This is a genomic window from Streptomyces sp. NPDC004752 (assembly GCF_053601275.1).
Genome location: NZ_JBSGBN010000032.1, coordinates 1 through 22,901, shown reverse-complemented (window position 1 = coordinate 22,901; position 22,901 = coordinate 1). Strand labels below are relative to the sequence as shown.

The following is a 22,901-nucleotide window of genomic DNA, read 5'->3' as shown; positions in this document are numbered from 1 at the left end:
TCCGCCTTGTGTGTCACTTGGCGTCCGTTGTGGCGCACCATAACTGTCCCGCTTTGCCGGGATGGTCGCATATGTCGCCAGCTCACTCCCGCGGGTGATCTGCCGCTTCCCCATAGTCCGTTCGGACCATTCAAGATTGGGCCCGACGGGGGTGTTGCGCTGTGCCCGCCTTCCGTAACGTCCTCAACTGGCGGCGGTGAATATGCCGCTGCCGCCGTGGGGGAGCCTCGATTCGGGAGAGGACGGCGCCGGTATGGGCTGGGTAACCGACTGGAGTGCGCAGGCTGCCTGCCGCACTACCGATCCGGATGAACTGTTCGTTCAAGGAGCAGCGCAGAACAGGGCCAAGGCAGTATGCACCGGATGTCCGGTGCGTACGGAATGCCTGGCCGATGCGCTGGACAATCGTGTCGAATTCGGTGTGTGGGGAGGCATGACGGAACGCGAGCGCCGCGCACTGCTGCGCAGGCGTCCCACCGTGACCTCCTGGCGCAGGCTCCTGGAGACCGCGCGTTCGGAGTACGAACGGGGGGCCGGGATCGTGCCCCTCGACAATGACGAGGTGTACGAGAACTACGCGGCGGTCAGCTGAGAGGGCACCCCCTCTCACGCATCGGTACGCGTTTCGGGCAGCTCCGGCCGCATGGCCGCGAGCCGGTCGCCGATGTCCCGCAGCCCCGCGAGGTCGTGCACGTCACCGGGGAGCGCGGCCACTTCGACCACGGCCACCTCGGGGTGGCGCGCGGTGAAGCGGTCACGCGTGCGCTGCTCACGGGAGAGCAGTTGCATACGGTCGGCGTGCAGCCTCAGCAGGCCGGCGGTCAGCTGGTCGACGCCCGGGTCCGTGCCCGGGGGATGGGGCTCGGATGCGGAGGAAGCAGCGGGAGATTCTGAACGGTCGTACGTGTCGGGAGAGTTACGAAGTCCAGCTTTCCCGTCCCCCTGATCCACAATGCGGGGCTCCTCAAGATTTTCCGCGGCGGCGAGCGCTCGCTCAGCCGACAGCCGGTCGGCGCCGCTGCCGTGGACCCGGTTGAGCACCAGACCGACGAGCGGCATGTCCTCGGCGGCCAGCCGCTCCACGAAGTACGCGGCCTCGCGCAGCGCGTCCCGCTCCGGGGCCGCCACCACCAAAAACGCCGTGCCGGGCGCCTGGAGCAGCTTGTAGGTGGCGTCCGCGCGGGTACGGAAGCCACCGAACGTGGTGTCCATCGCGGCCACGAACGTCTGTACGTCCTTCAGCAGCTGACCGCCCAGCAGCTTGCCCAGCGTGCCGGTCATCATCGACATGCCGACGTTGAGGACCTTCATCCCCGCCCAGCCGCCCAGCTTCGCCGGCGCCGTCAGCAACCGGATCAGCCGCCCGTCCAGGAAGGAGCCGAGCCGCTTGGGCGCATCCAGGAAGTCCAGCGCGGAGCGGGACGGCGGGGTGTCGACGACGATGAGATCCCACTCGTCCTTCGCCCGCAACTGGCCCAGCTTCTCCATCGCCATGTACTCCTGCGTGCCCGCGAAGCCCGCCGAGAGCGACTGGTAGAAGGGGTTGGCCAGGATCGCGGCGGCCCGCTCCGGGTCCGCGTGCGCCTCGACGACCTCGTCGAAGGTGCGCTTCATGTCGAGCATCATGGCGTGCAACTCGCCACCCGACCGTCGCCCGCCAGCGCCCTCGACCGAATCGCCGCTTGACGCCCCTCCTCGGTCCTCGGTGCCCTTCACCCGGCGCGGCACGTTGTCCAGCGAGTCGATGCCCATCGACTGGGCCAGCCGCCGGGCCGGGTCGATGGTGAGCACGACCACCTTCCGGCCGCGCTCGGCGGCCCGCAGCCCCAGGGCCGCCGCGGTCGTGGTCTTGCCGACCCCGCCCGAACCACAGCACACCACGATCCGGGTCTCGGGGTCGTCGAGCAGCGGATCGATGTCGAGTACGCGCGCGGGGGAGAGGCGATGGCGGGCGGTGTCCTGTGCGTGGGCCGGGTCCGGAGTCATGGCATCCCTTGTTCGCGCAGCTCGGTGGCGAGTTCGTACAGGCCCGCGAGGTCCATGCCCTCGGCGAGCAGCGGCAGTTCGTGCAGCGGCAGCTTCAGCTCGGCCAGGACCGCGCGCTGCTCCTGCTCCAGCGCGTACCGCTCGGCGTACTCCGCGGCCTGCTCCAGGAGCGGGTCCACCAGTCGCTCGGCGTCCCCACCGCGCCGCGCCCCGCCCAGCCCGACGGCCGAGAGCGAACGGGCCACGGCGGCACGCGGCACCGTCCGTACGAGGTCCAGGGCGGCCGCGTCCAGCACCTCGGGCCGCACCATGTTCACGATGACCCGGCCCACCGGCAGCCGTGCCGCCCGCAGTTCGGCGATGCCGTCCGCGGTCTCCTGGACGGGCATCTCCTCCAGCAGCGTGACCAGGTGCACGGCGGTCTCGGGGGACTTCAGCACCCGCATCACGGCCTGCGCCTGATTGTGTATCGGGCCGATCTTCGCCAGGCCCGCGACCTCGTCGTTCACGTTCAGGAAGCGGGTGATGCGCCCGGTGGGCGGGGCGTCCATGACGACGTAGTCGTACACGAACCGGCCGCTTCTGTCCTTGCGGCGCACCGCCTCGCACGCCTTGCCGGTCAGCAGGACATCCCGGAGGCCGGGGGCGATGGTGGTGGCGAAGTCGATGGCGCCCAGCTTCTTCAGGGCGCGGCCCGCACTGCCCAGCTTGTAGAACATCTGAAGGTAGTCCAGAAGGGCCAGTTCGGGATCGATGGCGAGGGCGTACACCTCGCCGCCCCCGGGAGCGACGGCGATCTTCCGCTCCTCGTAGGGCAGCGCCTCCGTCTCGAAGAGCTGTGCGATGCCCTGCCTGCCCTCGACCTCCACGAGAAGCGTCCGCTTCCCCGCGGTGGCGAGGGCCAGCGCGAGAGCCGCGGCGACCGTGGTCTTTCCGGTCCCGCCCTTGCCGCTGACGACCTGGAGCCTGCTCACACCTTCGAGACTAACCAGTCCGCCCTCGGCCTACGCGGGAGGCTGTGGATAACAGCGGATACAGTCGCCGCATGACCAAGTGGGAATACGCAACCGTGCCGCTGCTCGTCCATGCCACGAAGCAGATTCTGGACACCTGGGGCGAGGACGGCTGGGAGCTCGTCCAGGTCGTGCCCGGGCCGAACAACCCCGAGCAGTTGGTGGCCTACCTGAAGCGGGAGAAGCACTGATGGGCGCCGTCGAGACAAGGCTCGCCGAACTCGGTCTGACCCTGCCGGAGGTCGTGCCCCCGCTGGCCGCCTACCAGCCGGCCGTACAGACCGGCGGGTACGTCTACACCTCGGGCCAGCTGCCGATGGTGGAGGGCAAGCTCCCGGTCACCGGCAAGGTGGGCGCCGAGGTCACGGCCGAGGAGGCCAAGGACCTGGCCCGCACCTGCGCGCTCAACGCCCTGGCCGCCGTCAAGTCCGTCACTGGCGACCTGGACCGCATCGCGCGCGTGGTGAAGGTCGTCGGCTTCGTGGCCTCGGCCGCGGACTTCACCGGCCAGCCCGGTGTCGTCAACGGTGCCAGCGAGCTGCTCGCCGAGGTCCTGGGCGAGAGGGGCGTGCACGCGCGCAGCGCGGTCGGCGTCGCCGTACTGCCGCTGGACGCCCCGGTGGAGGTGGAGATCCAGGTCGAGCTGGTGCCGTGAGTGCCGTGAGGCCCCGGCCTCGGGCACCTCTCGAACATTCGCTCACATCGGGATAGCCTCCGCCCATGGCGAATGGGCAGTGGTATCCACCGGAGTGGCCGGACCGCATCCGCGCGCTCGCGGAAGGCACTCTCACGCCGGTGCCCGCCAGGCGCGCGGCCACGGTGCTGCTCCTGAAGGACACCCCGGACGGCCCTGCCGTCCACATGCTGCGCAGACGCGCCTCCATGGCCTTCGCCGGAGGCGCGTACGCGTATCCCGGCGGCGGTGTCGACCCCCGCGACGACGACCGCCAGGTCCGCTGGGCGGGCCCCACGCGCGCGTGGTGGGCCGAGCGGCTCGGTGTCGACGAGACGGGGGCGCAGGCGATCGTCTGCGCTGCCGTACGGGAGACGTACGAGGAGGCCGGCGTCCTGCTGGCCGGGCCGACGGCCGAGTCGGTGTCCGGCGACACCACCGGCGAGGACTGGGAGGCGGACCGCGCGGCCCTGGTCGCGCGCGAGCTGTCCTTCGCCGCGTTCCTGGACCGTCGTGGACTGGTGCTGCGCTCCGACCTGCTGGCCGCCTGGACCCGCTGGATCACCCCGGAGTTTGAGTCCCGCCGCTACGACACCTGGTTCTTCGTGGCCACGCTCCCGAAGGGCCAGCGCACCCGCAACGCCTCCACGGAGGCCGACCGCACGGTGTGGATCCGGCCCGCTCAGGCCGCGGCCGGGTACGACGAGGGCGCGCTGATGATGATGCCGCCCACCATCGCGACGCTGCGGCAGCTGTCCCCGTACGCGACCGCGGCCGAGGCGCTCGCCGCCGCGCCCGCGCGCGACATGACGCCCGTTCTGGCCCGCGCGCGCCTGGTCGACGGCGAGATCGTGCTGGCCTGGCCGGGTCACGACGAGTTCACCAAGCACATCCCGAGCGCGCCGACCGAGCCGAGCGTCCCCACCGGTGGAGGCCCCGCATGACGGACGCGGCAGCCCTGCCCGGCCAGCCCCGGGGCGGAGTCCTCTCGGGCCCCGCCACCGCGCGGGCCATCAACGTGCTGGCGCCCAACGCCTCCGCCATGACCCTGGACGGCACCAACACCTGGATCGTCTCGGAACCCGACTCCGACCTGGCTGTGGTCATCGACCCGGGCCCGCTGGATGACGACCACCTCCGCACGGTCGTGGACACGGCCGAGAAGGCGGGCAGGCGCGTCGCACTGACCCTGCTCACCCACGGCCATCCCGACCACGCGGAGGGAGCCGCCCGGTTCGCCGAACTGACCCGCACCAAGGTGCGCGCGCTGGACCCGGCGCTACGGCTCGGCGACGAGGGGCTGGCCGCGGGGGACGTGGTCACCACCGGCGGCCTGGAGTTGCGGGTCGTATCCACCCCGGGCCACACCGGCGACTCGCTGTGCTTTCATCTCCCGGCCGACCGGGCGGTGCTGACCGGGGACACGATCCTCGGCCGCGGCACGACGGTCGTCGCGTACCCCGACGGCCGCCTGGGCGACTATCTCGACTCCCTGCGACGGCTGAGGTCCCTCACCGTCGACGACGGCGTGCACACCGTGCTGCCCGGCCACGGCCCGGTCCTGGAGGACGCCCAGGGCGCCGTCGAGTTCTATCTCGCCCACCGCGCCCACCGCCTCGCCCAGATCGAGACGGCCGTCGAGGACGGCTACCGCACTCCGGCCGAGGTCGTCGCCCACGTCTACGCCGATGTGGACCGCTCCCTGTGGCCGGCAGCGGAACTGTCGGTGCGGGCGCAGTTGGAGTACCTCCGCGAGCACGGGCTGATCTAGCCGGGCGGGGCGTCGAGCCGACCGAGCCCGGACCCGGGTGGGGCGTCGCGGCGGGAGGGCGTGCAGTTGGACGGGCGGCAGGCCGGGCCGGGCCGATCTGCCGTCCCGGGACCCGGCGGGCTCTGCCCGAGGGCCCGCCGGGTCCGGGTTGTCGCGGTCTGCGGGACGTCAGCCCGAGCACGCGCGCGTACTCCCGCGCGAGTCACGGTCTCTGGGTCATCGACGTACGCCTGAAGGACGACGGAGTCGTGCAGGACGAGGGAGTCGCCGACCGGTTCGCGGCGGTTGAGGCCGCCGTCCTCGGCTGCCGTACCCGACCGCCCCGTCGGGCCGTGGGGACTCCGCGTCGAGCGCTCGGGCCTCACGCGCGCGGTGCCGTGTGGAGCCGAAGGGAGCGAGAAGAGCCGAACGGCAGACGTAAGCGCTGTGCAGGCGCGTCCCGAACTCCTCGGACAGTGGGGTGCGGGCGGCTGCCACGCCAGGGCGGACAACCCGCTGCACACGCGCGTGCGCGCCCTCGTGCCGGATACGGCTCTCGGGGCCGAGGCCCGTGCCGGGGATCGCCCCGGCACCGGCCCTCATCGGGGCGGCAGCCCGCGGAGCGTCAGCGGGAACGCTTGGCGAGCCGCTCGACGTCCAGCAGGATCACGGCCCGCGCCTCCAGGCGGAGCCACCCGCGCTGGGCGAAGTCGGCGAGCGCCTTGTTCACGGTCTCGCGGGACGCGCCGACCAGTTGGGCCAGCTCCTCCTGTGTGAGGTCGTGAACGACGTGGATGCCCTCTTCGGACTGCACGCCGAAGCGGCGGGAGAGGTCCAGCAGGGCGCGCGCCACGCGGCCGGGGACGTCGGAGAAGACGAGGTCCGACATGGCGTCGTTGGTCTTGCGCAGGCGTCGGGCGACGGCGCGCAGCAGGGCACCGGCCACCTCCGGACGCGCGTTCAGCCAGGGCTGGAGGTCGCCGTGGCCGAGACCGAGCAGCTTGACCTCGGTCAGCGCGGTCGCGGTCGCCGTACGCGGACCCGGGTCGAACAGCGACAACTCGCCGATCAGCTCACTGGGGCCGACGACGGCCAGCATGTTCTCCCGGCCGTCGGGGGAAGTGCGGTGCAGCTTGACCTTGCCCTCGGTGACCACGTAGAGCCGGTCGCCCGGGTCGCCCTCGTGGAAGAGGGAGTCGCCGCGCGCCAGGGTCACCTCACTCATGGAGGCGCGCAGCTCCGCGGCCTGCTCGTCGTCAAGAGCCGCGAAGAGCGGGTTGCGCCGCAGAACGTCGTCCACGAGTTCTCTCCTTGTCGACCTGCTCAAGGGATCTTGATCCCCGTACCAGGGGACCGTGTTCCCCATTTTGCCGGACGGTCCAAACAGTGTGATCTGTCACAAGGATGCCGCACAGGTGTCCCGAGGTGAGCGGCAGGGGGCCAATCGGGGGCTGATCTTCGGGGTCCAGGGCGGATGTCGGTGCCGGGGCTTAGGCTGGCCGGGTGTCCAAATCGCCGGTAGAGCACAGGCCGAGGGGGCTGGACGGGTGGTTGCACGTCGCGATTCCGCTGTGGGCGAACAGGATCCGGGCGGCGGTAAGAAAAGGATGAAATCGGCAGAAAGGGTGCCGGTGAAGAAGACGGCTTCCGCGAAGGCGGCGGCGCCCGCGACCGAGGCAGGCCCCGCGAAGAAGACGGCACCGGCGAAGAAAGCAGCCCCTGCGAGGAAGGCAGCAGTCAAGAAGGCAACCGCCAAGAAGACAGTCGTCAAGAAGGCAGTCGTCAAGAAGACGGTCGCCGGGGCGGCCGTCGCCGAGCAGGCCGCCGTCGCGGTGAAGCCCCGGAAGAACGAGTCGCCTGCCGCGCTCGTCCGCCGGGCCCGCCGAATCAACCGCGAACTCGCCGAGGTGTACCCGTACGCCCACCCCGAGCTGGACTTCGAGAACCCCTTCCAGCTGCTGATCGCCACGGTCCTGTCCGCCCAGACCACCGATCTCAGGGTCAACCAGACGACCCCGATACTCTTCGCCAAGTGCCCCACGCCCGAGGACCTGGCCGCCGCCAACCCGGAGGAGATCGAGGAGATTCTCAGGCCGTGCGGCTTCTTCCGGGCCAAGACGAAGTCCGTCATAGGGCTGTCCAAGGCGCTGACCGAGCAGTTCGGCGGCGAGGTCCCGGGCCGTCTGGAGGACCTCGTGAAGCTGCCCGGCGTCGGCCGCAAGACCGCCTTCGTGGTCCTCGGCAACGCCTTCGGCCGCCCCGGGATCACCGTGGACACCCACTTCCAGCGACTGGTGCGGCGCTGGCAGTGGACCGAGGAGAGGGACCCCGACAAGATCGAGGCGGCCGTCGGCGCGCTGTTCCCGAAGAGCGAGTGGACGGACCTCTCGCACCACGTCATCTGGCACGGCCGCCGTATCTGCCACGCCCGCAAGCCCGCCTGCGGCGCCTGCCCCATCGCCCCGCTCTGCCCGGCGTACGGCGAGGGCGAGACGGACCCGGAGAAGGCGAAGAAGCTGCTGAAGTACGAGAAGGGCGGCTTCCCCGGCCAGCGGCTCAAGCCGCCGCAGGCCTACCTCGACGCGGGCGGCAAACCGGCGCCGCCGCTGAGGGCCGGGTGACGGACCGGTCAACCTGAGTTGACCGGCTGGAACGATCTCGGCCCCGCAGGGCGTTGGAATCGGCAGAACGGGGGTGGTCATGACGCACATCAGCAGAACGCACGCCAGCGGTGCACATCCAAGCCGTGCGCACACGAGTAGTACGCACACCGGACTGGTGACGCTCAGCAAGGAGGGGCTGCCGGGCTGGCTCCACCCGGTGGTGCACGCCGCGGAGACGGTCGAGCCGCTGCAACTCAGCCGTTTCCTGCCGCCGAAGAACGGGGCGGGTCGGCAGTCGGCCGTGCTGATCCTGTTCGGCGAGGGCGAGCAAGGTCCCGAACTGCTCCTCATGGAGCGCGCGGGCTCGCTGCGCTCGCACGCCGGCCAGCCCGCCTTCCCCGGCGGCGCCCTCGACCCCGAGGACGGCGACCCGACGGCCGACGGGCCACTGCGGGCCGCTCTCCGCGAGGCCGAGGAGGAGACCGGGCTCGACCCCGTCGGGGTCCAGCTCTTCGGCGTGCTGCCCAGGCTGTACATCCCGGTCAGCAGCTTCGTCGTGACACCCGTCCTCGGCTGGTGGCGCGAGCCGAGCCCGGTCGGCGTCGTCGACCCGAACGAGACCGCGCGGGTCTTCACGGTCCCCGTGGCGGATCTCACGGACCCGGCCAACAGAGCCACCGCCGTCCACCCCAGCGGCCACCGAGGTCCGGCATTCCTGGTCGAATCGGCACTGGTGTGGGGCTTCACGGCCGGAGTCATCGACCGACTGCTGCACTACGCGGGCTGGGAGCGTCCGTGGGACGGAGACAGACAGGTCCCGCTCGACTGGCGGTCATGACAGGGTGGCCTCCGTGCTGTGTTTTTCCGGGGGCTTTCCTCGGCACTCCGGCCGGGCCGGTCGGACCGGAGCGTGACGAGGCGAGGCTGAACAAGTGAATGTGCTGGACATCCTGCTGCTGATCGCCGCCGTGTGGTTCGCGATCGTGGGCTACCGCCAGGGCTTCGTCGTCGGCATCCTGTCGGTGATCGGCTTCCTCGGCGGCGGTCTCGTGGCGGTCTATGTGCTGCCTGTGATCTGGGACGCCCTGACCGACAACGCGGAGGTCAACACGACCGCCACCGTCGTCGCGGTGGTCGTCGTCATCGTCTGCGCCTCCATCGGGCAGGCGTTGACCACCCACCTCGGCAACAAGTTGCGCCGGTACATCACATGGTCCCCGGCCCGTGCCCTGGACGCGACGGGCGGCGCGCTCGTCAACGTCGTGGCGATGCTGCTGGTCGCCTGGCTGATCGGTTCGGCCCTCGCCGGTACGACGCTGCCGACCCTGGGCAAGGAGGTCCGCGGCTCCAAGGTGCTGCTCGGCGTCTCCCGGGCGCTGCCCGCACAGGCTGACACCTGGTTCGCGGACTTCTCCTCGGTCCTCGCACAGAACGGCTTCCCGCAGGTCTTCAGCCCGTTCTCGAACGAGCCGATCACCGACGTCCGGCCGCCCGACCCGGCCCTGGCGGGCAGCGCCGTGGCCACCCGCGCCCAGAACTCCATCGTGAAGGTCATGGGCACCGCCCAGAAGTGCGGCAAGGTCCTGGAGGGCACCGGCTTCGTCTTCGCCGACCGCCGCATCATGACCAACGCGCACGTCGTCGGCGGCGTGGACGAACCCACCGTGCAGATAGGCGGGGTCGGTCGCAGATACGACGCGAAGGTCGTCCTCTACGACTGGCGGCGCGACATCGCCGTACTCGACGTACCGGACCTCACCGGGGCGCCCGCCCTGCGGTTCACATCCCAGGACGCGGCGAGCGGCGACAGCGCGATCGTCGCCGGCTTCCCGGAGAACGGTGCGTACGACGTCCGTTCCGCGCGCGTCCGTGGTCGCATCGCGGCCAACGGCCCGGACATCTACCACCGCGGCACCGTCCGCCGCGACGTCTACTCCCTGTACGCGACCGTCCGCCAGGGCAACTCCGGCGGCCCGCTGCTCACGCCCGACGGCAAGGTGTACGGCGTGGTGTTCGCGAAGTCCCTCGACGACACCGAGACCGGGTACGCGCTCACGGCCGACGAGATCCAGCAGGACATCGCCCGCGGTCGTGCAGCGAACGAGCAGGTGGAGACCGACAGTTGCGCCCTGTAGGGCGTCCCGGTGGGGTGGTCAGTCGCGCGCGTGACGCAGACGTACCGAGACCCAGCGGGCCCGGCGGCGCAGGATGCGGGGGATCCCCACCCGCAGATCCGTGTCCGGCGCCTGTGGCGAGCCCGGCCGATGGGAACCCACGCCACTGACCGAGCGGCGGTTGCGGGGTGCGTCACTGTAGTCGTGCGTCCAGCCCATACCCCGACGTCTGCCCCTGCCCCAAGGTCGATAACCGCCCCGAGGCCCCTCAATCGGCCTATGCGCCAGGCATGTGGCCGTTCGTAGGACGGTTGTTCCGGTCCGGATGCCGGGCGCGTCGGCGCGGTCACCGATCAGGCTCGGGGTCCTTCAGCCAGTTGACGAGTTCGGTGGAGAAAGCGACCGGGTCCTCCTCGTGCGGGAAGTGCCCCAACCCGTCGAACAGCCGCCAGCGATAAGGCGCTTCGACGTACTCGCCCGAGCCGGCCGCGCTGCGGGTGCGCACCACCGGGTCCAGGGAGCCGTGCAGATGCAGCGTGGGCACGCGCACCGGCCGCTTCATGCGACGGTTGAACTGGATACCGTCCGGGCGGACCAGTGACCGCACCATCCAGCGGTACGGCTCGATCGCGCAATGCGCGGTCGACGGGATGCACATCGCGCGCTGGTACGTCTCCACCGTGTGCTCGTCCGGCGGTTTGGGCCCGGACCAGTCCTGGAGGAGCCGGCCCACGAGCGCGCCGTCGTCGGCGGTGAGCTGACGCTCGGGCATCCACGGCCGCTGGAAGCCCCAGATGTAGGAGCCGGCGACCGTCTGCCTGGCATCCCGCAGCATCGCCGAGCGCCAGCGTCGCGGGTGCGGCATCGAGACGACCGCGAGACGCCGGACCAGCTTGGGGCGCATCGCGGCGGCCGTCCACGCCAGATAGCCGCCCAGGTCGTGGCCGACCAGTGCGGCGTCCGGCTCGCCCAGGGAGCGGATCACCCCGGTGACATCGAGGGCGAGATTGGCGGGGTCGTATCCGCGCGGCGTGCGGTCGCTGCCGCCCACGCCCCGCAGATCCATGGCCACGGCCCGGAAACCCGCGTCGGCGAGCGCGACCAGTTGCTGCCGCCAGGTCCACCAGAACTGCGGGAAGCCGTGCAGCAGCAGCACCAGCGGGCCGTCGCCCAGCTCCGCCATGTGGAAGCGGGCACCGTTGGCGGCGACATCCCGGTGCGTCCAGGGACCTTCGATCCGTACGGCCGAGGGAGCGGCGGGGTCCGTCATGATGACGAGCGTGCCACAGCCTCGATGGCTTCGGGCACCCGATCCTGCGCCAGCTCCGGACGCGGGTGCGGCTTGGCGTTCTGCAGGACGCCCGCCGTCTCCTTCACGGACGCGGCCACCTTCTGCGGGCCCTTGCCCTTCTTGGCCTTCTTCGCGAAGTACAGACCGATCAGCCCGAGGACGACGGTGACCAGTACGTTCGCCGCGAAGGACAGCAGGAAGCAGAGGGCGAGATTCCAGCCGCTCCAGGTCCGAATGCCGTAGGCGAGGGCGAAGTTGAGCATCGGCAGGGAGAACAGCAGGACCACGGCGGCCACCAGGAAGGCGCCGCTGCTCACCGCGCCGCGCTTGACGTCCTGCTTGAGCTGGGCCTTGGCCAGGGCGATCTCGTCGTGCACCAGCGCCGACATCTCGGCGGTCGCCGAGGCGAACAGCTGGCCGATGCTGCGTTCGGCGCCGACCGGGCTGCCGTCGGGTGCGCTCATCGCGGTCTCCCTCTCCTGCGTACGCCGCGCGTACAAATCCGTCTTCTGCCTGACCGAGACGGTCCCGTGATGTGTACCGTCTCGTCAGATCATGCCGGACGGTCGTTCTCGTCGCCTGCCCCGCCCGGCACTTCGGCAAGCCCGTGGTGTGCGTCGGCCTTCGCCCGCGCCAGCCGGCGGTGCTCGGCGGCCTTCCGCTCGTAGATGTCCGCCATGCGCAGGTGGTAGGCCGGGTCGTCCTCCTCGTAGACGTCCGGGATGCCGTCGCTGTCCTCGTCCCGCTCCTCCTCCTCGCACAGGCGGCGGTAAGTGGCGTTGCGTATCTTCAGCAGGACCGTCGCGCACAGGGCCGCGAGGAGCGAGCCGGTCAGTACGGCCGCCTTGACCTCGTCGGTCAGCATCGCGTCGCCCGCGAAGGCGAGTTCCCCGATCAGCAGCGACACGGTGAAGCCGATCCCGGCGACGGTGGCGAGCGCGAACACGTCGCCCCAGGCGAGGTCGTCACTGAGGGAGGCCCGGGTGAAGCGCGCCGTCAGCCAGGTGCCGCCGAAGATGCCGACCGTCTTGCCGACGAACAGGCCGAGCACGACGCCGAGGGTCTCCGGCTGTGTGAACATGTCCCCGAGCGCGCGCCCGGAGACGGGCACGCCGGCGCTGAACAGCGCGAACAGCGGCACGGCGAGCCCCGCCGACAGGGGCCGCACAAGGTGCTCGATCCGCTCGCCGGGCGAGCGGTCTTCACCCTTGTGGGTGGTGCAGCGGAGCATCAGGCCCATCGCCACGCCCGCGATGGTGGCGTGGACGCCGCTGTTGTACATCAGTCCCCAGATGACGACCGCGAGCGGCACATACACGTACCAGCCGCGCACGCCCTTGCGCAGCAGCATCCAGAAGACGACGAGACCGGCCACGGCGCCGCCGAGCGCGGCGAAGTCGAGCCGGTCGGTGAAGAAGACGGCGATGATCAGGATCGCGAACAGGTCGTCCACGACGGCGAGCGTCAGCAGGAAGGCGCGCAGGGCGCTCGGCAGGGAGGTGCCGATGACCGCGAGCACGGCCAGCGCGAAGGCGATGTCGGTGGCGGTCGGCACGGCCCAGCCCTGGGTGGAGCCGCCGCCGACGAGATTGGTGAGGGTGTAGACGAGGGCCGGTACGGCCATCCCGCACACGGCCGCCACGACGGGCAGGACGGCGGCCTTCGGATCCCGCAGGTCGCCGGCGACGAGTTCGCGCTTCAACTCGATCCCGGCGACGAAGAAGAAGACTGCGAGCAGCCCGTCGGCGGCCCAGTGCGCGACGGAGAGATCCAGACCGAGGGACGCGGGACCCAGGTGGAAGTGGCCCACGCTCTCGTAGCTGTGCCCCAGCGCGGGTATGTTCGCCCAGAGCAGCGCGGCGACGGCGGCGAGCAGCAGCAGTACGCCGCCGACGGTCTCGGTGCGCAGCGCGTCCGCGACGAACCTCCGCTCGGGCAGCGACAGCCGGCCGAGGACCTTGCGGGCGGTGGTGGTGCGGGGCGCGGTCACGGGGGAGACCTCCGGTAGGTGGGCATGACAGAAAACATGCCGACCAGACTTCCCGGCGCACCTTGCAGTTCTTGCTGTTCCTTGACGCTTTTCTTATTTTACCCAACGCGCCATGGGAGATTTCCGGCGAGTCTCAGACTTGTGCGCAAAAGGGGCGCCCCGCTGTCGGAGCGCCCCTTCCGCTGCTCGTGCTCAGTCCTCGCTCGGCGTCGCCGGGAGCTTCGCCTGGATGAGGTCCATGACCGTCGAGTCCGTCAGCGTGGTGACGTCGCCGAGCTGCCGGTTCTCCGCGACGTCGCGCAGCAGACGGCGCATGATCTTGCCGGAGCGGGTCTTCGGCAGCTCCGCCACCGGCAGGATCCGCTTCGGCTTGGCGATCGGGCCGAGCGTGGCTCCGACGTGGTTGCGCAGGTCGTTGACCAGGTTGTCGTCCTCGGACGCCGAACCCCGCAGGATCACGAACGCGACGATCGCCTGCCCCGTCGTCTCGTCCGCCGCGCCGACGACGGCCGCCTCGGCGACCGATGGGTGCGAGACCAGCGCGGATTCGACCTCGGTCGTCGAGATGTTGTGCCCGGACACGAGCATCACGTCGTCCACCCGGCCGAGGAGCCAGATGTCGCCGTCCTCGTCCTTCTTCGCCCCGTCGCCCGCGAAGTACTTGCCCTCGAACCGTGACCAGTAGGTGTCGAGGAACCGCTGGTCGTCGCCCCAGATGGTGCGCAGCATCGATGGCCACGGCTCGGTGAGGACGAGGTAGCCACCGCCGCCGTTGGGCACCTCGTTCGCCTCGTCGTCGACGACCGTGGCGGAGATGCCGGGCAGCGGCCGCTGCGCGGAGCCCGGCTTGGTCTCTGTCACACCGGGCAGCGGCGAGATCATCATCGCGCCGGTCTCGGTCTGCCACCAGGTGTCCACGATCGGGGTCCGGTCCGCGCCGATGTGCTTGCGGTACCAGATCCACGCCTCGGGGTTGATGGGCTCACCGACCGACCCCAGCACGCGCAGGCTGCTGAGATCGAACTTCGCGGGGATGTCTTCGCCCCACTTCATGAACGTGCGGATCGCGGTGGGCGCTGTGTACAGGGTCGTCACCCCGTACTTCTGCACGATCTCCCAGAAGCGGCCCTGGTGTGGGGTGTCCGGGGTGCCCTCGTACATGACCTGGGTGGCGCCGTTGGCCAGCGGCCCGTAGACGATGTACGAGTGCCCGGTGACCCAGCCGACGTCGGCCGTGCACCAGTACACGTCCGTCTCCGGCTTGAGGTCGAAGACGGCGTGGTGGGTGTACGCCACCTGCGTGAGGTAGCCGCCGGAGGTGTGCAGGATGCCCTTCGGCTTGCCCGTCGTGCCGGACGTGTAGAGGATGAACAGCGGGTGCTCCGCCTCGAACGCCTCCGGCGTGTGCTCCGCGGACTGCCGCTCGACGATCTCGTGCCACCACACGTCGCGCTCGTCGTGCCAGGAGACTTCCTGGCCGGTGCGGCGGACGACCAGCACATGCTCGACGTTGTCCACGCGGGCGATCGCGTCGTCCACGGCCGGCTTGAGCGAGGACGGCTTGCCGCGCCGCCAGCCGCCGTCGGAGGTGACGACCACCTTGGCGTCGGCGTCCTGGATGCGCGTGGCGAGCGCGTCCGCCGAGAAGCCGCCGAAGACGACCGAATGCGCGGCGCCGATACGGGCCGAGGCCAGCATCGCGATCGCCGTCTCCGGGATCATCGGCATGTAGATCGCGACCCGGTCGCCCGCGCGGACCCCCAACTCCAGCAGGGCGTTCGCGGTCTTGGAGACCTCGTCCTTCAGCTCGGCGTAGGTGATCGCGCGGCTGTCGCCGGGCTCGCCCTCGAAGTGGATGGCGACCCGGTCGCCGTGCCCGGCCTCGACATGCCGGTCCACGCAGTTGTACGCGACGTTGAGCCGGCCGTCCTTGAACCACTTGGCGAACGGCGGGTTCGACCAGTCCAGCGTCTCCGTCGGTTCCTCGGCCCAGGTCAGCCGACGGGCCTGCTCGGCCCAGAAGCCGAGCCTGTCAGCCTTGGCCTGTTTGTACGCCTCTGCCGTGACGTTGGCGTCCGCGGCCAGGTCAGCGGGCGGCGCGAAGCGTCGCTCCTCCCTCAAGAGGTTGGCCAGGCTTTCGTTGCTCACGACATCTCCCTTTCGAAGGGTGTCCGTTGTGTCCCGGGCCACAGCTCATCAGACCCGGGGGCCGATGACAAGGGTCAACCGTCAATTGGTATAGACCTCTGTATAAGGCGTGGCTACTTCTACCCACGGGCGCCGACCGCCCCGAGTTCACCTCCACGGCGCCAAGTGCCGGCCGCCGAGCGGTAGAGACGATTCGGCCACGGCGGATGGGCCCCGCGCCGCAGGGTTCCACCAGCCCCGCACGGCCCCGGCACCGCCCCCGCCGCGGCCGACGTGCCGCCGCGCCGAGGAGGACGTGGGCCCCGAACCCCGGGCCTGACCTCCACAGCCCGGGCCGACCTCCGTGGTCCGGGCCCATAAGCCCTGGGCGCTTCTGCTCCGTGGTACCAGGCCCCGAGGCCTGTTCCCCTGAGCCTTGTGACCCCGGGTCCCGTGGTCCAGGGTCCCGCGGTCCTGGGCCACGCGGTCCCGGGTCACGCGGTTCCGGACCCATAGCCCTAGGGTTCATCAACCCTGAGCGCCTGAGCTTCGTGGTGCCGAGCCCCGGAGCCCCTGGTTCCCGAAGCCCAGAGACCCGTGGCCTTCGGCCCCCGGTGTGCGGCCGCCGCGCGCGGCCGCACACCGGCCTCCCCGCCCCGCCTGGGCCTGCCCCGCTACGCTCACGCGAGGCTGGGCAGCTCCTCCGCACCCGGCACGTGCTGGAACACCTGGTCCCCGCCCGACCCGCCGAGCAGATACGCCTGCGCCTCGCCCACGTGGAAGTACATCCCGTGCAGTTCCAGCGCACCTTCCGCCCGCGCCCGTGCCACCGAGTCATGGGCGCGCAGGTGCTCCAACTGCTGGACCACATTGGTCAGGCAGAGCTGCTCCACCGCGTCCGCGGGCGGCCTCCCGGCCAGCCGTGCCCAGGGGCGGTTGTCGTCGGCCATCCGCTCCAGGCTCGGCTGCCCGTGCCGCAGCCACCGGCCGAGCGGTGTCTGCCCTTCCCCGGGCGCGGAGTTGAGGAGGGCCTGCATGGCCCCGCACCCGGAGTGCCCGCATACCGTGATGGACCGCACCTTCAGCACGTCCACCGCGTACTCGATCGCGGCCGCCACCGAGTCGTCGCCCCTCTCCTCGCCCGGCAGCGGCACCAGGTTGCCGACATTGCGGACGACGAAGAGGTCGCCGGGACCACTGGAGGTGATCATCGACGTGACGAGCCGGGAGTCGGCGCAGGTGAGGAAGAGCTGGGACGGCCGCTGCCCCTCCCGCGCCAGCCTCGCCAGCTCATTCCGCACCAGGGGCGCGGTGTTGCGCTGGAACGCGCTGATCCCACGGGCCAGTTCATGCCCACCGAAGCTGTGGGTGGCGCTCGTACCGATGCCGGTGCCGCCGTGGGCGTCGCCGCCGGAGCGAGCGTCGGGGTCAGCTGCGGAGCCGGAGCCGGAGCCGGAGCCGGAGCCGGAGCCGGAGTCGGAGCCGAGGCCGGTGTCGGCGCGGGTGTCGGTGCCGGTGCCGGTGCTGGAGCGGGGGCCTTGGCCCGAACCCGAGCCGGGTGCTGGGTCCGTGTCGGGGCCGGAGACGGCGGGGACTGGACCGGTGCTGGCACCGGAGCCCGAGCCGGTGTCGATACCGGCGCCGCCTCCTTCTCCACCACCGGCGCCGCCGTCAGCGCCAGTCTCGCCGTCCGGTCGCCCGGCCTCGTCAAGCGCCCGGTGCCCGGACGCGTCGTCGCCGCCCGACGGGCCGCCCCGACCGCCCTGACCGCCGGACGGCATGGCGCACTGGTGGTTGCGCCACGGCGTCCAGGGTCGGCAGCGGCACTCGGCGGACGCCGTCCGCTCGCTGGTCCGGAGTCCCGTGCGGCAGCCGGTCAGCTCGGTGGTGCCGCCCTGCGCGGTGTGTGAGGTCCGCCAGTCCTGCAGTGACTCGTACGCCGCGTGGTCCATGAACGAACCGTCCAACTCCACGACGGCGTGGGCGCCTTGGGGTACGAGATGCAGGGTCCGGCTGAGCCGGGGCACCGCCAGGAACGTCAGCTGTCCGCGTACATGTACGTGATGGATTCCCCCTTTCTCTTCGTGCGTGATGCGGGAGTGGGCGAGGCGGTGCATGGCGACGGCGACGGCCACGGCGACCCCGAGCGCCACGCCCTCCAGGACGCCCAGGAACACCACGCCGAGTGTGGTGACGGCGTACACCAGCACTTCTCTGTGGCGGGTCACCGTGCGAATGTGGTGCAGCGACACCATCTGGATGCCGACGGCCATCACCAGGGCGGCGAGCGAGGCGAGCGGGATGAGGTCCAGGACCGGAACCATCAGCAGCGCGGCGACTACTACGAAAACGCCGTGCAGCATCGTGGAGTTCCGGCTCACGGCACCGGATTGCACATTCGCCGAACTTCGCACCGCCACGCCCGCGACCGGCAGCCCGCCGAGTGCTCCCGAGGCGATGTTGGCCGCGCCCTGTCCGAGCAGTTCCCGGTCCAGGTCGGAGCGGCCGACTCGGGGCTTCGTCCAAGGACGGGCGGCGACCATCTTGTCCACGGCGACCGCGCCCAGCAAGGACTGCACGCTGCACACCAGCGTGGTGGTGAAGACGGCGGCGACCAGGCCCAGCACCGGTTCCTCGGGCAGCCCGGCGAGGGCGTGACTGCCCCAGGACGGCAGATCGACCTTGGGCAGGACGAGCCCGGCGAGCGATGCGGTGGCGGTGGCCCCGGTGACGGCCACGAGGGCGGCCGGGATCTTGCGCAGCAGTCGGCCAGGTCGGCCGGGCAGCCGTGGCCAGGCCAGGAGCACGATCAGAGTGAGGGCGCTCATCGACACCGCGGCGGGGTGCAGGCCGGCCAACTGGGCGGGCAACGCCAGGATGTTGTCGAGGACTTCGCTCTGCGGGGTGCCACCCAGCACGACGTGCAGCTGGGAGATGGCGATGGTGACGCCGATGCCGGCGAGCATGCCGTGTACCACGGCGGGGCTGACAGCGAGAGCGGTCCGGGCCACGCGCAGGCAGCCCAGGCCCAGTTGGGCGAGGCCGGCGAGGACGGTGATGGCGCACGTCGTACGCCAACCGTAGCGGTGGATCAGATCGGCGGTCACGACCGTGAGCCCGGCGGCGGGGCCGCTGACCTGGAGCGGGCTGCCGCCGAGCCGTCCGGCGACGAGCCCGCCGACGGCGGCGGCGACCAGGCCGGCCTGGAGCGGGGCGCCGGTGGCGAGGGCGATGCCGAGGGACAGGGGCAGGGCGATCAGGAAGACCGCGATCGACGCGGACAGGTCGGCGCCCGCGATGCGGAACCGGCGGTGCGGGGCAGGGGGCGGACTGTGCGGTAGGTGCAGGTGCTTGGGTCGGGTGTGGACGCAGGCTGACATGTTTTCCCGTCTCCTCCGGGGCAGCGCGGTCGCGGAATGGGGGTCGTCCCGTCGACGACGGGGCGGTCGCGGCCGTGGGTCACGGCGTGCAGCGGCGGGATAATCAACGCTCGGTAAACGAATCGTAATTCAGGGTAAAGGTCATGCATGCATTTTCTGCGCAAATGGTGCACGGATTCACCTATTGAGGTGAAGTGATCTATTTATCGGCTTGTCGCATTAATTCCTTCTCGGTCCCGTGCGACCTTGGCGGCGCTGTCGGCACAAACCGGCATATCGCCGCAAAACGCCTGATCAGCGTTTGCCTGAGAGAAGGAAGAAGGTGGGCGGAACATGGCCGCCAACCAGAGGATCGCCGTGGGTGCCATGGTCGCCGCGGCGTGTGCCGCGTCGCTCGCCGGTTGCGCGACCGGCTCCAGCGGTTCGAAACAAGGGGCGCCCGGTCCGGCGAAGGGAGCGCCGGCGCCCAACAACGTGCTCCGTCTGATCGGCGACGGATCCACCGCCTACACCGGGGCGCAGCCTCACCTGCCCAAGCCCGAGCGGCTCAAGTCCGGCGAGAAGCCGCCACAGTTCGTGGTGTTCTCCTGGGACGGCGCGGGCGAGGACAGTCAGAAGCTGTTCTCCCACTTCCGCAAGGTCGCCAAGGCCAACAACGCCACCATGACCTACTTCCTCAGTGGCGTGTACATGCTGCCGGAGGAGAAGCGCGACCTCTACCACCCCCCGCAGCACTCCCCGGGCCGCTCCGACATCGGCTTCAACGATGAGAAGGGGATCACCGACACCGTCCAGCAACTGCGTCTGGCCTGGCTGGAGGGCAACGAGATCGGCACCCACTTCAACGGGCACTTCTGCGGCCCCGACGGCGGGGCCGGTGAGTGGTCGGTGGAGGACTGGAAGAGCGAGATCGCCCAGGCCAAGCAGTTCGTGAAGAACTGGAAGACGAACAGTGGTCTGACAAAGTCCGCGCCGCTGCCCTTCGACTACGACAAGGAGCTGATCGGCGCCCGAACCCCCTGCCTGGAAGGCCAGAAGAACTTCATGAAGGCCGCCCGCGACATGGGCTTCCGTTATGACACCAGCGGCGTCAACGACCAGGTCTGGCCCAAGAAGAAGGAAGGGCTGTGGGATCTGTCGATGCAACTCGTGCCGTTCCCCGGTCACACCAACGAGCAGTTGACCATGGACTACAACTTCATGGTCAGTCAGTCCGGCACCTCGACCCAGGGTGACCCGGACAAGTACGACTACTGGGGCGACCAGATGCGGGACGGCCTGCTCAAGGGCTTCTATCGGGCCTACGACGGCAACCGTGCCCCCCTGGTCATCGGCAACCACTTCGAGTCCTGGAACGGCGGCACCTATATGCGGGCCATCGACGAGGTCGTCGAGCACGTGTGCAACAAGCCCGACGTGCGCTGCGTGTCCTTCCGGCAACTCGCCGACTGGCTGGACGCCCAGGACCCGCAGACCCTGGCGAAGCTGCGCACCCTGGAGGTGGGCGGAGCGCCCAAACAGGGCTGGGCCTCCTTCCTTTCGGCCCGCCCGGCCCCGGCCCCGAAGGGGGTGCCCGGGGCGCCGACGGTCAAGCAGTAGCCATCAGGCGGGGGCGGCGATGCCCTCGCCCAGCACGAACCCGGGGTCGACCTGCGCCGCCAGATCGGCCCCGGTGCGTTCGTTGCCCCACGCCTCGGCGTTCTTCAGATGGAAGTGCACCATCTGCTGCGTGTAGCGCTCCCAGTTGCGCATCTCGTACGTCGCGTCGGCGGCGACCCGGAGCTTGCGCAGGGCACGGCGGTTGGCGTCCTCCAGGAGCTCGAACCGGGGCGGTCGGCCCTTCTCCATCGCGCGCACCCAGTCCGAGTGTCCGACGGTCACGAGCAGGTCGTCCCCGACCTCCGCGCGGAGGAAGTCGAGGTCGTCCTGGCCCTGCACCTTGTTGCCCACGACTTGCAGGACGACGCCGAAGTCACGGGCGTACTCCTTGTACTGGCGGTAGACGGAGACCCCCTTCCGGGTCGGCTCGGCGACGAGGAACGTGATGTCGAAGCGGGTGAACATGCCGGAGGCGAAGGAGTCCGAGCCCGCGGTCATGTCGACCACGACGTACTCGTCGCGGCCGTCGACGAGGTGGTTGAGGAGCAGCTCCACCGCTCCGGTCTTGGAGTGGTAGCAGGCGACCCCCAGGTCGGCGTCCGTGAAGGGCCCGGTGACCATCAAACGGACGGCGCCGCCGTCGAGTTCCACCGGTCTCGCGCAGGCGTCGTAGACCGAATTCGGCTCCCGCACCCGGACCAGCCGCGACCCCTCGCCGGGCGGAGTCGTCTTGATCATCGTCTCGGCGGAGGCGATGCGTGGGTTCGCGCCGCGCAGGTAGTTCTTGATCAGCGGTAGCTGCTCGCCCATCGCGGGCAGTGCGGCGGCTTCCGCCTCACTGAGGCCCAGGGCCGCGCCGAGGTGCTGGTTGATGTCGGCGTCGATGGCGAGGAGCGGCGCGCCCGTGGCCGCGAGGTGACGGACGAAGAGGGAGGACAGCGTCGTCTTGCCGCTGCCGCCCTTCCCGACGAAAGCAATTTTCATGTTCACAAAGGGTAGTTTTCGATAGCTGTATGTGACAGGAGGCGTGAAGAAGACCACTCCTTCGTGGGGTGGGCGCGCGAGGTGCGTAGTGTCGCACTCATGAGTACGACAGGCGCGACCGCCGACCCGCTCGCGACCCTGGGTTCGCTGCCCGGCGTGGCCGAGTCCGTGGAGTCCGTACGCAAGGCCGTGGACCAGGTCTACGGGCACCGGATCATGCGACGTCGCAGCAATGAGATCACCTCGGAGGCGGCACTGCGCGGCGCACGGGGCTCAGCGGCGCTGTCCGGTGCGGACTGGGCCCTGGAGGAGGTACGGCGGCGCACCGACTTCGGTGCCGACGACGACGCGCGCGTGCTCGGCGCCGCCCTCAGACTGACCGCGGAAGCGGGCCAACTGCTGTCCGTCTGGCGGCAGTCGCCCCTGCGGGTGCTGGCCCGCCTGCACCTGGTGGCCGCCGCGAGCGATGCGGACGAGGTCGGCCGGCCGCGCCGGGACGGCGAACCCGTCGACGAGCCGCTGATCGAGCTGCCGCTGCCCGGCGCCGACGAGGTGTCCGGCCGGCTGGAGGGGCTCGCGGAGCTGATCATCGCGGGGAGCGCCGCGCCCGCCCTGGTGACGGCGGCCGTCGTGCACGGTGAGCTGCTCGCGCTGCGCCCCTTCACCTCCCACAACGGCCTCGTCGCGCGCGCGGCCGGGCGGATCGTCCTGGTCGGCAGTGGCCTGGATCCCAAGTCGGTCTGCCCCGCCGAGGTGGGGCATGCGGAACTGGGACGCGCGGCCTATCGGGCGGCCCTCGACGGCTATGTCTCGGGTACTCCGGAGGGGATGGCTGCCTGGATCGCCCACTGCGGCAAGGCGGTCGAGCTGGGGGTGCGCGAGTCGACGGCGGTGTGCGAGGCGCTGCAGCGTGGCGCAGCCTGAGAACGCAGCGCGGTCTGAGAGCAGGGCTGCGGCGGTACGAGGGCTCGTACCGCCGCTGGCATGCTCACCGGGTTACCAAGCGTCCTCGATGTATGGCCCATCAGGTCGGGAACTTCGCCCGTCACCTGGTGCGGCTGGCCCGTAATCGACGGGTCGACGTCGCGTGGGTGCCCGGTGTTCATGCTCGGTCCGTGGGGCCGAATGCGTCTGAAAAGGTGATCCTCTCGGATGTCCTTTGGTCTCGCGGGCCGCTGAATCCTTTGTACTGCAAGCCCGGAGCGAGTGGAACCCCCGGCGATCGTTCTTTACTTTTAGGTTCAAACGCCTATTAAACGGGCGGTGGCGGGTGGATCAGGCGACCGAGCCGCGCCGCCGGGACGCGTACCAGACCAGACCCGCGGTGGGGGGGGGCCCCCCCCCCGGGCCGGGCCCCCCCCCCCCCCCCGCCGCGCGGGGGGGCCCCACGC

20 protein-coding genes are annotated in these 22,901 nt (G+C 70.5%); 10 read left to right on the top strand and 10 right to left on the bottom strand.

Annotated elements, in window-relative coordinates; genetic code table 11:
- The first annotated feature begins 253 nt into the window (after positions 1-253).
- The gene (wblA, locus tag ACWEKM_RS15850; protein ID WP_018547931.1) at positions 254-592 is read left to right on the top strand and encodes a transcriptional regulator WblA; all 339 of its coding nucleotides are present in this window, start codon (positions 254-256) and stop codon (positions 590-592) included.
- Between the two features lie 14 nt (positions 593-606).
- Here wblA and ACWEKM_RS15845 read toward each other — a convergent pair whose 3' ends face one another.
- Positions 607-1,986, bottom strand: a complete 1,380-nt coding sequence (locus tag ACWEKM_RS15845) for an ArsA family ATPase (protein WP_451621753.1) — start codon at positions 1,984-1,986, stop codon at positions 607-609.
- Positions 1,983-2,960 carry an ArsA-related P-loop ATPase gene (locus ACWEKM_RS15840; protein WP_451621752.1) on the bottom strand — a complete coding sequence of 326 codons (978 nt, stop codon included), beginning with the start codon at positions 2,958-2,960 and terminating at the stop codon, positions 1,983-1,985. The genes ACWEKM_RS15845 and ACWEKM_RS15840 overlap by 4 nt, the downstream gene beginning before the upstream one ends.
- A gap of 71 nt (positions 2,961-3,031) precedes the next feature.
- Between ACWEKM_RS15840 and ACWEKM_RS15835 the strand changes: the two genes are divergently transcribed.
- The 4 genes from ACWEKM_RS15835 to ACWEKM_RS15820 all read left to right on the top strand — a co-directional run bounded on the left by ACWEKM_RS15835 (position 3,032) and on the right by ACWEKM_RS15820 (position 5,443).
- Positions 3,032-3,190, top strand: a complete 159-nt coding sequence (locus tag ACWEKM_RS15835) for a DUF4177 domain-containing protein (RefSeq protein ID WP_352122608.1) — start codon at positions 3,032-3,034, stop codon at positions 3,188-3,190.
- Positions 3,190-3,654: a RidA family protein gene (locus tag ACWEKM_RS15830; RefSeq protein WP_451621751.1), complete on the top strand. Its 465-nt coding sequence runs from the start codon at positions 3,190-3,192 to the stop codon at positions 3,652-3,654. Before ACWEKM_RS15835 ends, ACWEKM_RS15830 begins: the two co-directional genes overlap by 1 nt.
- Positions 3,655-3,719: 65 nt before the next feature.
- Positions 3,720-4,616: an NUDIX hydrolase gene (locus ACWEKM_RS15825; RefSeq protein WP_451621750.1), complete on the top strand. Its 897-nt coding sequence runs from the start codon at positions 3,720-3,722 to the stop codon at positions 4,614-4,616.
- The gene (locus tag ACWEKM_RS15820; RefSeq protein WP_451621749.1) at positions 4,613-5,443 is read left to right on the top strand and encodes an MBL fold metallo-hydrolase; all 831 of its coding nucleotides are present in this window, start codon (positions 4,613-4,615) and stop codon (positions 5,441-5,443) included. Before ACWEKM_RS15825 ends, ACWEKM_RS15820 begins: the two co-directional genes overlap by 4 nt.
- 604 nt (positions 5,444-6,047) lie before the next feature.
- On the opposite strand, the gene ACWEKM_RS15815 is transcribed toward ACWEKM_RS15820, so the two are convergent.
- Entirely contained in the window at positions 6,048-6,722 is a 675-nt protein-coding gene (locus ACWEKM_RS15815) for a Crp/Fnr family transcriptional regulator (RefSeq protein ID WP_023547771.1), read from the bottom strand.
- Between the two features lie 307 nt (positions 6,723-7,029).
- On the opposite strand from ACWEKM_RS15815, the gene nth reads away from it, so the two are divergent.
- The 3 genes from nth (at position 7,030) to ACWEKM_RS15800 (ending at position 10,160) form a co-directional block, all read left to right on the top strand.
- Positions 7,030-8,043, top strand: a complete 1,014-nt coding sequence (gene nth, locus ACWEKM_RS15810) for an endonuclease III (RefSeq protein WP_451621748.1) — start codon at positions 7,030-7,032, stop codon at positions 8,041-8,043.
- 79 nt (positions 8,044-8,122) lie between these two features.
- Positions 8,123-8,863 carry an NUDIX hydrolase gene (locus ACWEKM_RS15805; RefSeq protein WP_451621747.1) on the top strand — a complete coding sequence of 247 codons (741 nt, stop codon included), beginning with the start codon at positions 8,123-8,125 and terminating at the stop codon, positions 8,861-8,863.
- A gap of 94 nt (positions 8,864-8,957) precedes the next feature.
- The gene (locus ACWEKM_RS15800; RefSeq protein WP_451621746.1) at positions 8,958-10,160 is read left to right on the top strand and encodes a MarP family serine protease; all 1,203 of its coding nucleotides are present in this window, start codon (positions 8,958-8,960) and stop codon (positions 10,158-10,160) included.
- A gap of 18 nt (positions 10,161-10,178) precedes the next feature.
- Here ACWEKM_RS15800 and ACWEKM_RS15795 read toward each other — a convergent pair whose 3' ends face one another.
- The 6 genes from ACWEKM_RS15795 to ACWEKM_RS15770 all read right to left on the bottom strand — a co-directional run bounded on the left by ACWEKM_RS15795 (position 10,179) and on the right by ACWEKM_RS15770 (position 18,927).
- The gene (locus ACWEKM_RS15795) at positions 10,179-10,358 is read right to left on the bottom strand and encodes a hypothetical protein (RefSeq protein WP_451621745.1); all 180 of its coding nucleotides are present in this window, start codon (positions 10,356-10,358) and stop codon (positions 10,179-10,181) included.
- A 127-nt stretch (positions 10,359-10,485) separates the two neighbouring features.
- Positions 10,486-11,409, bottom strand: a complete 924-nt coding sequence (locus ACWEKM_RS15790) for an alpha/beta fold hydrolase (RefSeq protein WP_451621744.1) — start codon at positions 11,407-11,409, stop codon at positions 10,486-10,488.
- The gene (locus tag ACWEKM_RS15785) at positions 11,406-11,894 is read right to left on the bottom strand and encodes a phage holin family protein (protein ID WP_451621743.1); all 489 of its coding nucleotides are present in this window, start codon (positions 11,892-11,894) and stop codon (positions 11,406-11,408) included. Before ACWEKM_RS15785 ends, ACWEKM_RS15790 begins: the two co-directional genes overlap by 4 nt.
- 89 nt (positions 11,895-11,983) lie before the next feature.
- Entirely contained in the window at positions 11,984-13,420 is a 1,437-nt protein-coding gene (gene nhaA / locus ACWEKM_RS15780; protein ID WP_451621742.1) for a Na+/H+ antiporter NhaA, read from the bottom strand.
- A 192-nt stretch (positions 13,421-13,612) separates the two neighbouring features.
- Positions 13,613-15,568: an acetate--CoA ligase gene (gene acs, locus ACWEKM_RS15775; RefSeq protein ID WP_451621741.1), complete on the bottom strand. Its 1,956-nt coding sequence runs from the start codon at positions 15,566-15,568 to the stop codon at positions 13,613-13,615.
- A 659-nt stretch (positions 15,569-16,227) separates the two neighbouring features.
- The gene (locus ACWEKM_RS15770; RefSeq protein ID WP_451621740.1) at positions 16,228-18,927 is read right to left on the bottom strand and encodes a SulP family inorganic anion transporter; all 2,700 of its coding nucleotides are present in this window, start codon (positions 18,925-18,927) and stop codon (positions 16,228-16,230) included.
- Between the two features lie 333 nt (positions 18,928-19,260).
- Between ACWEKM_RS15770 and ACWEKM_RS15765 the strand changes: the two genes are divergently transcribed.
- Positions 19,261-20,526, top strand: a complete 1,266-nt coding sequence (locus ACWEKM_RS15765) for a hypothetical protein (protein WP_451621739.1) — start codon at positions 19,261-19,263, stop codon at positions 20,524-20,526.
- A gap of 3 nt (positions 20,527-20,529) precedes the next feature.
- Here the strand turns inward: ACWEKM_RS15765 and ACWEKM_RS15760 are convergent, their stop codons facing one another.
- Positions 20,530-21,510 carry an ATP-binding protein gene (locus tag ACWEKM_RS15760; RefSeq protein ID WP_451621738.1) on the bottom strand — a complete coding sequence of 327 codons (981 nt, stop codon included), beginning with the start codon at positions 21,508-21,510 and terminating at the stop codon, positions 20,530-20,532.
- A 99-nt stretch (positions 21,511-21,609) separates the two neighbouring features.
- On the opposite strand from ACWEKM_RS15760, the gene ACWEKM_RS15755 reads away from it, so the two are divergent.
- Positions 21,610-22,434 (top strand): oxidoreductase, encoded by an 825-nt coding sequence (locus ACWEKM_RS15755; RefSeq protein ID WP_451621737.1) that lies wholly within the window; start codon positions 21,610-21,612, stop codon positions 22,432-22,434.
- The last annotated feature ends 467 nt before the right edge of the window (positions 22,435-22,901 follow it).

Coding starts and splice junctions, on each gene's coding strand:
- wblA (WP_018547931.1), top strand. CDS start 254: ATGGGCTGGGTAACCGACTGGAGTGCGCAGGCTGCCTGCCGCACTACC.
- ACWEKM_RS15845 (WP_451621753.1), bottom strand. CDS start 1,986: ATGACTCCGGACCCGGCCCACGCACAGGACACCGCCCGCCATCGCCTC.
- ACWEKM_RS15835 (WP_352122608.1), top strand. CDS start 3,032: ATGACCAAGTGGGAATACGCAACCGTGCCGCTGCTCGTCCATGCCACG.
- ACWEKM_RS15830 (WP_451621751.1), top strand. CDS start 3,190: ATGGGCGCCGTCGAGACAAGGCTCGCCGAACTCGGTCTGACCCTGCCG.
- ACWEKM_RS15825 (WP_451621750.1), top strand. CDS start 3,720: ATGGCGAATGGGCAGTGGTATCCACCGGAGTGGCCGGACCGCATCCGC.
- ACWEKM_RS15820 (WP_451621749.1), top strand. CDS start 4,613: ATGACGGACGCGGCAGCCCTGCCCGGCCAGCCCCGGGGCGGAGTCCTC.
- nth (WP_451621748.1), top strand. CDS start 7,030: ATGAAATCGGCAGAAAGGGTGCCGGTGAAGAAGACGGCTTCCGCGAAG.
- ACWEKM_RS15805 (WP_451621747.1), top strand. CDS start 8,123: ATGACGCACATCAGCAGAACGCACGCCAGCGGTGCACATCCAAGCCGT.
- ACWEKM_RS15795 (WP_451621745.1), bottom strand. CDS start 10,358: ATGGGCTGGACGCACGACTACAGTGACGCACCCCGCAACCGCCGCTCG.
- ACWEKM_RS15790 (WP_451621744.1), bottom strand. CDS start 11,409: ATGACGGACCCCGCCGCTCCCTCGGCCGTACGGATCGAAGGTCCCTGG.
- ACWEKM_RS15785 (WP_451621743.1), bottom strand. CDS start 11,894: ATGAGCGCACCCGACGGCAGCCCGGTCGGCGCCGAACGCAGCATCGGC.
- ACWEKM_RS15770 (WP_451621740.1), bottom strand. CDS start 18,927: ATGTCAGCCTGCGTCCACACCCGACCCAAGCACCTGCACCTACCGCAC.
- ACWEKM_RS15765 (WP_451621739.1), top strand. CDS start 19,261: ATGGCCGCCAACCAGAGGATCGCCGTGGGTGCCATGGTCGCCGCGGCG.
- ACWEKM_RS15760 (WP_451621738.1), bottom strand. CDS start 21,510: ATGAAAATTGCTTTCGTCGGGAAGGGCGGCAGCGGCAAGACGACGCTG.
- ACWEKM_RS15755 (WP_451621737.1), top strand. CDS start 21,610: ATGAGTACGACAGGCGCGACCGCCGACCCGCTCGCGACCCTGGGTTCG.